The following is an 11,590-nucleotide window of genomic DNA, read 5'->3' as shown; positions in this document are numbered from 1 at the left end:
TGATATATTATTAGTAATGTTTTAGATTTATTTTTACTTGTGGAGTACAAAAATTTTAAATTAGACTTTACATTCCCCAAGGAATTAAGGTTTATATTAAATTTTCAAAGAACAAAGGTAGGGATATTTTGGCGTAAATACCCCTAATAGTTTTAATGTTACCACTTTTGGTAAGGCTTGTCAATATATTTTTATTGGCTTTTTTGTGTTTTTTGTTTTAGAATATTAATTTCAATTTTGCCACAAACATCAGCTTTTGAAGTTGGTGTTTAAGGTTCTTTAATTCCTGCTTATAGGCTTCCATGTCCTTGTCTATTTCCTCTGTAGGGTAAATATGTCTGTACCAATTTTCCTGCGACATAGCGTATTGAATATCGCTTATATCAGCCCCTGTAGTTCCTATCCTGTCTTGTAGTTCTTCTTTAGTAAGTGCTAGTAACTCTTTCAATTCTTTAATACTCATTTAAGCAGCCACCCCAATTCTAATAAATAGTCATATCCTCTATACTTATCATATTTCCATCACCTAAAAACAATATGATTTCGTTTCCATCTGAACTCCAATCTTGTATTTTATCCTCTCTAATATATACATCACAAATTTCTTCATTGTCTAAGTCCATTAATTTTATGTAGTTAACATCAAACTTCTTGTCCATAATTTTCTCTTTACCTAGAAATTCCTCTACGTCTAAATAATCAACTTGAATCATCGTGGTTACAGTACCACTAAATTGTATTTGCACTTCCTTGCTGTTGAATTTTTGTAAATGTTTTAATAAATTTTTCATTGTTATACCCTCCATTATATTATTGTTTTCTAATCGTTAATATATTTGTTCCGTTGTAGGTGGCGATTTCCCCACCTTCCAATATACAGACATTTAACATTTAACTCTTTATCCCTTATTTTATTGTTTTCTAATCCTAAATTCTAGCTTTTAGTTCTTCTAAATTGTAAATATAAATACCTTCATCGTCATTAATAAAGTAGTAATCTTGATAATGCTGGCTATATTCTATTCTCCCTTTAAGCCACATGTCGTCATAATAAATTTCTATAGCTTCTCCACTGGTAAAGTAATAACCGTCTGCAAATGAATATCTGCCTTGTAGGTTATGGTGTAGGATTCCTACGTGTTCATAGTCCATTTTTTTATCCTCCTATTGCAGTTGTTGCACTCGAGTGGTTGAAAATAAAGGTTTCACTCATCCTAAGTTTAACTTAGGATGGTATTGAGTTTATAAAGGATAAATGCTATAATCTATTTGCGAGTTAGAGTGCCTAACATTTATCCTTTTTGCGTTTCACTAAATTGTGAAATGTGAGTATGTTGGGTACTTTTTATTTATCTTCATAGTTGTTTTTTTAACTGATTTATAATAAAATTGGTATTAATCTACAGCAAAATTGTCCTCCAACATCTAACAATCCCTTTATTTCTTTTCTAGTTTCTTTTTCAAATATTTTACCCTCTTTTTCATAGAAGTAAATATCTTCTCCTCCCTCATTAGAAATGTAAAAATGTTTTATTTCATGTAATTCATCTATAATATTTAAATTCTTATCAAATTTTAATTTCACTTTTGTATAATAAGAGCTGAAATATTCATCTTCAATTATATCAAATTTATATTCTTTAAAAATTTCGTCTAAAGATTTATTTAATATTTTATGTCTTATATCCACATCACATGGATAATTTGTATTTATTTTATAAGAATTTAATTTAAAAAATTTTGAAACTTTATTTAATTTAAATTCAATAATGAATTTTTGATTTTCTTCTAAGTTATCTACATTTACAGTTGTAAAAAGTTCTTTATTTTCTGTTAAAAAGTCTATATTCCCTCTTTTTTCTTCTTTTATATTCAATTTAAGCTTTGAATACTTTTCTAATTCCGTTTTTATTTTTTCTAATTTTAAATTATTTATCATTTTAAAATCCTCCCTTTATATTTCATAAATTTTGCCTTCTACCTTATTCTTGTCCCCTCTTATCTGTGGCTTAATCCATACTTTCTTACCACTCTGGTATGTCCTCCAGTGACCTCTAACTGTCCAACCAAAAGTATGACGTTCATAGTGCTTTATTTCTTCCTCTGTAGGTGTAGGAAGGTGGTCTGTATTAAGTCTAATAATATTTTGTTTAATAAGTTTAACTTTAGGTTTCTTGCCTTTACGCTTGTCCTTTTTAGATTGTGTTTTATGTGTGTGGGTTCTAGTTTGTTTAATTATGGATTCTTTAAATAAATTTATATAAACAATTAAAGATATATAGTTTGTAATTTGTGTCCTATTAAAATCTTCATCAGTAAATTCAGATTCTAAAAAATCTTTATTATAAGTACCCAACCAATATATATATGAACCACTATTTTCATAATCTTTAAATAATATATTTTTATATAACTTTAAGGGATTTATTTCACTATACATGTTATTAATGTCAGTACACTCTTTATCATCTTTATAAAAGGACATATAAAAATATTGGTTATCAATATAGAAATGCACGTAATATCCAAAAGTATGTTTTCTTGAAATTTTTAATGTTATTTCATTAAAAAAAGGTTTAAAAAAATTTTCGTTTTTTAATATTAATTTTTCATTTTTTCTACACCAAATTATAATTGAGTCTAATTCATCATAGTTAGTTTCAATTATATCTAATCTTTTAAAATCTTTCGGTTTTAAATCTTTTATTTTTTTAATTTCCTCTATGTCACTTTGGTCTGTAATTTCTTTAAACCCAATAAAATCTTTTTTCACCCTCACCCCTCTATTCTAATAAATTTTACTTATATGTTATATCGTCCCTCCCTTGTTTTGTTTTACCTTATGATACTAATATATCATAGTAATATTATCATGTCAACATGATAATAAGATATTCTTTAAAATCATTTTTTTATCATCTATGTGTTATAATAGTTATAATGTAATATTAATCGGAGGGTAAATTAATGATAAAAGTAAAAGTTATGGATATATTAAATAAAAAGGAACGTAATATAAGATGGTTAAGTAAAAAAACAAATATAGGATATAATACAATATACAACTTCTGTATGGGCAAAACAACTGCTGTAAGCTATAACGTGTTAGAATCTGTTTGTACTGTGCTTGAGTGTAATATATGTGACGTATTAGAGATAGTTAAAGAAAATAAATAAAAGGTAGTGGAAGCTTACTCCACTACCTTTTAAAACATCTCCTCAAATTCAATTCCCATTATATTACAAGCCCTCTTTTTTATTCCATCTTTTTTTATCCATTCAGAATTATTATGATGTTCACCCTTTTGTATCTCAATTATTTTTAATGGAATTCCTTCATTATCGCATAATAAAATATCTACAATACATGTTTTCAAGTATTTTATTTCATCATCCATAAAAAATGGTACTAAAGGATTTAAATTACATATTTTTGAAAAATCATAATTTGGAACTATTATACAATCATGATATTTATTTTTTAAAATTTCATAATAATTAATTTCAGCATTCGATTTAAATAACTTTCGTATTAATCCTTTCTCTACTAATTTTTCATTAGAACTCATAATACTATTTCCATTATCTATATAATTGTTATTTATTACAAAATCTTCTGTAAAAAAATCTATTTCATCAAATTCTATGTTAAAACTTGTATTATAGTATGTATTATAGTATATATATGAATGTTCACTCTTAAATTGTAAATGTCCTCTATATATTTCAAGAAATTCATGTAATGTTGCTCTATCTAAATAATTATACAATTTATTTAAGTACTCCGCTTTTTTAGTAATATCTTTAACTTCACAATTATCTGCTTTTATATTTACAATATGTTTTATAACTGATTCATACAATTTATTTTTAATTATATCATTATTAATTTTATTTTTTGTATAATATATTACCTTGTGCTCTTGAAGTTTTTCTATAATATTATTATGTTTTTTTGAATATATAGAGTCTCTAGATTCAATATCATGAATAATCTTTAATAATTCTTCTTTATTTTTAGGCTTAAAAGACAAAATTTCTCTCTCATCTTTACTTAAATTACTTAAGTATAATTTAAAATCTTTTTTCATTGTGTATTCCGTTGGTGGCAAAATATCTTCTATCTCCAAATAATCGCTTAATAATTTAGAATTAACATCACTAATCAATGTTTTTAGATTATTTTTTATAGTATATTGAAGTTCTTTTTTTATGTTCAAGCAATTATTACAGTTACATTTTAACAACGTATAAAAATTTCCACCCCTCGTACCACCTCTATTATCTTCTCTATGTCCACAATTAAAACATTCATATCTTTCATAGTTGTGTTCATAATTATAAAAATATATAATTGCTTTTTCAGTACATTTAGGGCATTTTATTTTCACTTCTACAGGTATAATATGTTCTTCTTTTGAACCTTTCAATCCCATTACCTTTTTTAAATTTTGCATATTTGCCTTGTCCTTGCTAGACTCGTGTTTATATTTCCAATATATATAACTAAAAATTTCTTTTTTAGATTCCTCACTAATCTGGTAAAAAACAGGTTCTATTTCTTTTATTTTTTTTAAATTCAGTATTGGTAATAATTCTATAATCTCTCTTGATTCATCTTTATAGCATCTAAATATTTTTTCTTCTAAATACTTTATATGTTCTAAAACAGATTTATCAAACTCCTCTAATATTATTGAATCATATTTATACTTCAAAACATTTATATATTTAACCTTTTCAAATATTTCATTTATTTTAGCATAACTAGGAGTTTCTTCTAAACTTATATATATATAATCCATGTACTCACATCCTATTAAAATTATAGTTTAAGATAATCATTATACTTATTTTTATTTACATACTTCATATCTTCCATATTTTTATTATTACTATAACTAATTCCAATTATACAATTAAATAATTTTATTCTAAAAAGCATATACTAAAAATAATTGATTGAGAAAGGGTGATTTTGAATGACAGTTACTTTTGGTGTTACTTTAGCAGTAGTGTCTTTTTATTTAGGCATGGATTTAATGTATGGACTATAATGTGAAAAACCTTAATAATCCTAAAATATAATAGGTATTATTAAGGTTTTTTTCTTGTTCTTCCTGTGGCATTTTAGCCCATATTTTATATGCGGTAGTGGCTTTTAATTGATTATTTTCAACTAATTCCTGAAGTTCTGGAATAAGTTCATTTAGCTTTTTATAGTTTAAATATTGTGTTCTATCAATATCGAATTGATTTGCTAAATCTGTTTGATTTTTAGGTGTAGAATTATTCAACTCCTTAATTTTATGATTTCCATTATAAATTCCATAAATTCTTTCTAACTCTTTAATACATTTAGCCATTTTCATAGGATTAACGTTACCAACACCTCTTTGTCCTTCATCAAGGTGCTTAACTAATTTAACTGAACCATTCTCTATAAGTTGCTGAAGGTCAGGTGAAAGGGTTTGAAGTTTTTTAAGACGTCTTATAGTTTCTGTTGATACTCCTAATTCTTGAGCAATTTGCTCTTGCGTAAGTGAATCCACATTTTGTGGGTTCACTTTTTGATGATTACCATGATAAACCCCACACAATTTTTCATATTCAGCGTAAACTTTTCCTTGCTAGTGTTGAATTCTTACAATAACAAATGTATAATAGTATTAGAAACTAAGGACTTAAAAAAGTCCTTAGAAAAGGTTGTTAATGCTTTGGTCTATGCCGTTTACGTGGTTGCTTACGGTGTTTACCAAGGCGTTTTTTATTTTCCTAGACATATGGATTTTAAAGACTATAAGTATATATAATATATTGTTAATTTTTATTTCTTTAGCTTTTATTTATTTGTATAGCAGCCATGTCGCATATCTTGTAAAATCTTTGTCCAATCTAATACGACATTTTTGTAAAGTCTACTAAGAACCTAGCAAGTTCCAGTTTGGAACAAGCTAAAACAACTAAGTTTCTTATAGGAACTCTGTGGATAACTTCCGCACATAATAATAAATAATATTATACACTATACAAATAATTATATTATATAGTCTATAATACTATTTAAAGTCGTTATCCATTTGAGGGATAGCGAAATTAAATTAATTTTGAACATGACAAATACACCTATTTGCTATTATTTTTTTGAAAATGTGATATAATAATATATAGATGTTATATATCTTGTTGAGATATTAAATTGTAATAACTTAGGTTCTAGCGGGACTTAAGTTATTTTGTTTTCCCTCGATTCGACAAGCTAGTCGACTACTCCATTAGTAAGTCATTAAACTCGGTCATTTTAGAAGACCCAGTTTTCAGTAAAGCATTTTCCAACTTATCAAAATCATATTGTCTTTGGGTGTAGTCGTTAAAAGTGCTAGTTTTCTTTTTGTAGTAGTTTTTAGATTTCTTGTTTTTCGTGAAGTCGTGATTTACTACATCCGAATTTCTATCGCCCTGTTTTGGGGCATCCTTCGTGTTGCTATCAGCTTCACGTTTATTTTGTACCGCCCTTTTTAGGCGGTCTACAGCGTTATTTACGGTCTTTTGCACAAGTGTGTATAGATTGCTAATACTTCCACGTCTACGCTTTATAATAAGCCCTAAACCCACTAATTCATCTAGGTATCTCTGTATAGTTCTAACGCATCGTCCTAGTGCATGAGCGAGGTATTTCTGACTTGGAAAAACCTTAGTTTTATTAGCATAGGCTAGACTTTGTAATAACATGTAGCAACGGTAACCACCGTCTGAAAGAGATAAATTTGTTATATCTAAGTTGGAGGTAATTGTATAGTTGGTCATTATTTTCTACCTCCTCTTTGCATTCTCATCTTTCTGCTCTTCTTAGATAATACGTCTAAAGGGTTAAATTGTTGTATATCTTCGCTTAAATCCAGTGGTAATAGGTTAACATACCTTTCTGTCGTCTTGATGTTAGAATGGGCTAAAATAGCTTTTAAACGGTATATATCACCGCCATTTTTAACAAACATGGTTGCGAATGTATTTCTAAAGGTGTTAATCCCATGAAATCTAACTTTTCTATGTTTAAAATAATTTTTTAAATTTTGGTGACAAGTATCATAATTCATTTTTTCCCCATTTAACAAAGGAAATAAGTAGTCCTCTTGCTTTAATCCCATTCTTTGTATATATTCTAATAATGTAGTTTTAAGTGTGTGTGATAAAGGTACTGTTACCTGTTTTTTAGTTTTCATGTGTCTAAATAGAATGCTATCTATGTTAAAATCTATATCTTCCACATGTACATTTAAAAGAGTTTCTGCTCTACAGCCTGTCCCTAAAAGAAATGAACAAATTGCCCAACTTCTAAAATCTCCCACTAAACAAGTATTTGTATTAGGTTTCTTTAACAATTTCAATACTTCTTCTTCTGTATATATTTTTTTCTTTTCTAATAAAGTATTTGGTATTTTTATATTAAATTTTGTTAAATAATTATTATCAAAACAATAAGTTAAAAAAGCTCTTAATTTAATAACAAAAGTTTTATACGTATTTCCTTTGTAACCTTCTTTTCTCATAAAATTTATATAGTTTTGTATCTTGTTTTTTGTAAGTGTTTGTATATTGTCTTCCATATTAACAACTTTAATTAATACATATCTCCCAAAATTCTCTTTAGATTTAATTGTATTCTCCCTCTGTCCTATGCTTGTAGAGTAATTTAAATAGTCATCGTAAATTTCTCCTATAGTTTTTTGTGTTGTTTTATTCAAGTTTTTCAATCTTAATTTAGCCATTTTCGTTCCATACCTCCATACATATTTTAGCTGTTTGCATGTATGGAATGATTTGTATTTATTGAACCTTCAATAATCCACTATTTAAGGTTAATATAGTATCAAATTTTCTTTTGGTTTCATCATTGAACATTATAGACAGATGATTATCCCCTACCTCTATAACTTTACCTTTTCCAAAAACTTTATGCATTACTTCCGTTCCTTCTCTAATATATTTTTTATTTTTTTTATCCTGTAAACTACATTCATCTATAAATCTAGAAACCCCCCTCCTATTTCCTTTTATATTTTCTGTTATACACAGCCATATATTATCTATTGTCCTGGTTATGGCTACATAAAAAAGCCTTCTTTCCTCTTCCAAGCTTAAAGCATCACTATTGCTATTATTATGCGGCATTATTCCTTCATTACAGTTAATTAAAAAAATATTCTTAAATTCCATTCCTTTAACTCCATGTATGGTACTTAATATTACACCTTTCTTCTCCTTTTCATTAGAATTCTTAATATTTTCCTCAACACTTTCCACGTGACATAAGAATTCATTTATGTTTTTATAATCTTTACACGCTAGTTTAAACTCCTCTACTATTTCCTCTAATTCTTCCATAGGTATTTTAAATTTACTGCTATATTCTCTTAAATATTCATTATATCCTATAGCTACCATTATATAATTAATAGCACTTTCTAATGATATCTTATTTAAATAGTTTACATCACGCTTTAATCTATCTATTACTTTAAGCTGAAATATAGGTATTTCAGCTATGGACTTCAAACATTCAAATAAATCCACTTTTTTGCTGTTATCCTTAACTTTATTTATATTTACCTTACTTATATATCTAAAAGGTTTATTTATAATTTTTATAAAACTGCTTTTGTCTTTATTATTAATACTCAATTTTAGATAAGCTAGTATATCTTTACATATGAAATGTTGGAAAAAATTATAGCTTTTATCTAAAAGTTTAAAAGGCACACCTTTTCTTATAAATTCATCAATTAAACTTCTACTCTCCATATTAGTTCTATAAAGTATAGCTATATCTTCATATTTATATTTATGTATGTTTACAAGCTTTTGCATTATATTGTTTATTTCAGATGCTTGCTCATTTTCATCAAAAGTATTTATTAAATTTATGTTATTGTGTTTACTTTTAACTCCCACTACACTTTTGCCATTTCTTATTTTATTATTAGAAATTAATTTATTTGCCATCTCCACCACATTTACTGGGCTTCGATAATTAGTTTTTAGATATTTTTTATTTCCATTGAAAAAATGTTTTTGAAAGTTAACCATATACTCAGGTCTAGCCCCTCTAAAACCGTAAATACATTGATCTTCATCTCCCACTGCAAATATATGATTACCCCTACCTAATAATTTCAATATGTATATTTGAATATTGTCACAATCTTGAAACTCATCCACTAACATGTATTTAAACAATTGTCTATACATATTTAATATATTCCTATGTTCCATTAATAGTTCCTTACACTTTATTTCCAAATCATCAAAATCTATTACTCCATTTTCCTTCTTGTATTCTTCGTACACATTATAACAATTCATAAATATCTTTTTATCTATATTAATGTGACACTCCTCTAAATCTTCACCACTAGTTTTAAACTTAGATATAAGATTTATAACTTCCTTAATTTTCTCATCAGAAACCGAATCCAAATAATTTTTTAATGTATTTCCTATAATCCTATAAGCTATATTTTCCTCTACAATATTTATTTTCCCATAATGATTTTTTAATATTTTATAAAAAAGACCATGAAGCGTCCCAAAAAACGGAACTTTTTTATTTACTTCATGCATATTTTCTAATAATTTCAAATATCTATTCTTCATACTTTTAGCTGCTGCTTTAGTAAAGGTTATTACTATAATATTATTAGGATTAATCTTTTTAATATTTACTAAATAAAATACTCTATTTAGTATAACTGTAGTTTTACCACTACCTGGTGCTGCTACTACAAGAACATTATTATCTTCTGAATATACAGCTTGCTTTTGATATTTATCTAATTTTACTTTCATATATTATGTCTCTCCTTTATAGATTTAAAATTAGCACTTATTCAAAATTTGAATAAAGAGTTGTAATAAACTTATATTAGTATTAAAATAAATATGTCATTCTATGACAAAATAAATAATAGTATACTTTTAATCTATATGTCCAGTTATATATTTAATATACTTACTATTTATAAGAAGGGGAGTATTATGATAAAAGAAAATAAATTTGATATTAAAAATGATAGAAATCTTACTATGCTTGTGGATTTCTATGAACTAACTATGGCTAATGGTTATTTGAATAATGGTGTAGGTGATAAAATAGCATACTTTGATATGTTTTTCAGAAGAGTCCCTGATAAAGGCGGCTACTGTATAATGGCTGGAGTACAACAATTAATTGATTATTTATCTTGCATAAAGTTTACTGAAGAAGATATTAGATATTTAGAAAGTAAAAATTGCTTTTCTAAAGATTTTATAAATTACCTAAAAGATTTCAAATTTTCTTGTGATGTATGGGCTATTCCAGAAGGAAACCCTGTATTCCCTGGAGAACCTTTAGTTATAGTTAAAGGACCTATTATACAAGCTCAATTTGTAGAAACTATGATTTTACTTACTGTAAATCATCAAACGCTTATAGCTACTAAGTCTAACAGAATTTGTAGAAGCGCTGAAAATAGACCAGTAATGGAGTTTGGCTCTAGAAGAGCTCAAGGTTATGATGGTGCTATATATGGTGCTAGAGCAGCAGTAATCGGTGGTTGTAGTGCAACTGCTTGTACAATAGCTGAAGAAATGTTTGGCATACCTGCTGTAGGAACTATGGCTCACAGTTGGATTCAACTTTTCCAAAGTGAATATGAATCCTTCGAGGCTTGGGCAAGAACTTTTCCTGACAACTGCGTACTTTTAATTGACACTTACAATGTACTTAAATCTGGACTTCCTAATGCTATAAAAGTTTTTGATGAAGTATTAACTCCTATGGGATATAGACCTAAAGGGGTTAGAATTGACAGTGGTGATATAACTTATCTCTCCAAGGAAGTTAGACGAATATTAGACGAATCTGGTTATGCAGATGTTAAAATAGTTGCCTCTAATTCTTTAGATGAATACATAATAAAAGACGTTTTACGTCAGGGAGCTCAAATTGACAGTTTTGGGGTTGGTGAAAGGCTTATAACTGCAAAATCTGAGCCAGTATTCGGTGGAGTTTATAAATTAGTAGCAGTAGAAGAAAGTAGCGGTGAAATAGCACCTAAAATTAAGATAAGCGAAAATGCTGAAAAAATAACTAATCCAGGCTTTAAAAAAATATATAGAATATTCGATAAGAAGTCTAATAAGGCAATTGCTGATTTAATAACTTTAAATCATGAAACTATAGACGAGACTAAACCTTTGGAAATATTTCACCCAGTTTATACTTGGAAAAGGCGTAAAATTAAAAACTTTTATGTAAAAGAATTATTAATTAAGATATTCCATGAAGGTAAGCCAGTTTACCATAGTCCTAATGTAATGGACATTAAAAAATTTGCTGAAGAGCAATTAGACACTTTATGGCCAGAGGTTTTAAGATTGGAAAATCCTCATCACTATTATGTGGATCTTTCTAAGAACCTTTGGCAGCTAAAACATAATCTTCTAAATCAGTACAATGCTTCATTTGAAGAATAGTTTTAATTAGTAAAAAGTCGCTATTTTATATAATAATAGCGACTTTTTATATTTTAATATAGCTCTTAACTAA

Annotated in this window: 12 protein-coding genes; 2 read left to right on the top strand and 10 right to left on the bottom strand. The window is 27.1% G+C overall.

The annotated features are described in order from the left end of the window. Positions 1-217 precede the first annotated feature (217 nt). From C1715_RS10695 to C1715_RS10675, 5 genes are all read right to left on the bottom strand, one after another. A complete protein-coding gene (locus C1715_RS10695) occupies positions 218-463 on the bottom strand; it encodes a hypothetical protein (protein ID WP_102400475.1) in 246 nt (81 codons plus the stop codon). A gap of 19 nt (positions 464-482) precedes the next feature. Continuing rightward, positions 483-791 carry a hypothetical protein gene (locus C1715_RS10690; protein WP_102400474.1) on the bottom strand — a complete coding sequence of 103 codons (309 nt, stop codon included), beginning with the start codon at positions 789-791 and terminating at the stop codon, positions 483-485. Between the two features lie 136 nt (positions 792-927). Beyond that, a complete protein-coding gene (locus tag C1715_RS10685; RefSeq protein ID WP_102400473.1) occupies positions 928-1,152 on the bottom strand; it encodes a DUF5348 domain-containing protein in 225 nt (74 codons plus the stop codon). A 226-nt stretch (positions 1,153-1,378) separates the two neighbouring features. After that, on the bottom strand, positions 1,379-1,939 hold the full coding sequence (locus C1715_RS10680; RefSeq protein ID WP_102400472.1) for a hypothetical protein: 561 nt from the start codon (positions 1,937-1,939) through the stop codon (positions 1,379-1,381). Between the two features lie 15 nt (positions 1,940-1,954). Further along, entirely contained in the window at positions 1,955-2,773 is an 819-nt protein-coding gene (locus tag C1715_RS10675; RefSeq protein WP_102400471.1) for a hypothetical protein, read from the bottom strand. A gap of 194 nt (positions 2,774-2,967) precedes the next feature. Here C1715_RS10675 and C1715_RS10670 point away from each other — a divergent pair, with 194 nt between their 5' ends. Then, positions 2,968-3,177 (top strand): helix-turn-helix domain-containing protein, encoded by a 210-nt coding sequence (locus C1715_RS10670; RefSeq protein ID WP_102400470.1) that lies wholly within the window; start codon positions 2,968-2,970, stop codon positions 3,175-3,177. A 29-nt stretch (positions 3,178-3,206) separates the two neighbouring features. Here the strand turns inward: C1715_RS10670 and C1715_RS10665 are convergent, their stop codons facing one another. The 5 genes from C1715_RS10665 to C1715_RS10645 all read right to left on the bottom strand — a co-directional run bounded on the left by C1715_RS10665 (position 3,207) and on the right by C1715_RS10645 (position 9,846). After that, complete coding sequence (locus C1715_RS10665) at positions 3,207-4,805, bottom strand: hypothetical protein (protein ID WP_102400469.1); 1,599 nt, start codon at positions 4,803-4,805, stop codon at positions 3,207-3,209. 246 nt (positions 4,806-5,051) lie between these two features. Then, a complete protein-coding gene (locus C1715_RS19425) occupies positions 5,052-5,567 on the bottom strand; it encodes a sigma factor-like helix-turn-helix DNA-binding protein (RefSeq protein WP_102400468.1) in 516 nt (171 codons plus the stop codon). A 700-nt stretch (positions 5,568-6,267) separates the two neighbouring features. Beyond that, positions 6,268-6,807 (bottom strand): helix-turn-helix domain-containing protein, encoded by a 540-nt coding sequence (locus tag C1715_RS10655; protein WP_102400467.1) that lies wholly within the window; start codon positions 6,805-6,807, stop codon positions 6,268-6,270. Beyond that, positions 6,807-7,769 (bottom strand): tyrosine-type recombinase/integrase, encoded by a 963-nt coding sequence (locus tag C1715_RS10650; RefSeq protein ID WP_102400466.1) that lies wholly within the window; start codon positions 7,767-7,769, stop codon positions 6,807-6,809. The genes C1715_RS10655 and C1715_RS10650 overlap by 1 nt, the downstream gene beginning before the upstream one ends. Before the next feature lie 58 nt (positions 7,770-7,827). Beyond that, positions 7,828-9,846, bottom strand: a complete 2,019-nt coding sequence (locus C1715_RS10645) for an ATP-dependent helicase (RefSeq protein WP_102400465.1) — start codon at positions 9,844-9,846, stop codon at positions 7,828-7,830. Positions 9,847-10,035: 189 nt separating this feature from the next. On the opposite strand from C1715_RS10645, the gene C1715_RS10640 reads away from it, so the two are divergent. After that, positions 10,036-11,517: a nicotinate phosphoribosyltransferase gene (locus C1715_RS10640; RefSeq protein WP_102400464.1), complete on the top strand. Its 1,482-nt coding sequence runs from the start codon at positions 10,036-10,038 to the stop codon at positions 11,515-11,517. Positions 11,518-11,590 lie beyond the last annotated feature (73 nt).

It is taken from the genome of Haloimpatiens massiliensis (assembly GCF_900184255.1).
Lineage (GTDB): Bacteria > Bacillota > Clostridia > Clostridiales > Clostridiaceae > Haloimpatiens > Haloimpatiens massiliensis.
The sequence above is the reverse complement of the archived record's forward strand: the minus strand, read 5'-3'. Positions and strand labels throughout refer to the sequence as shown.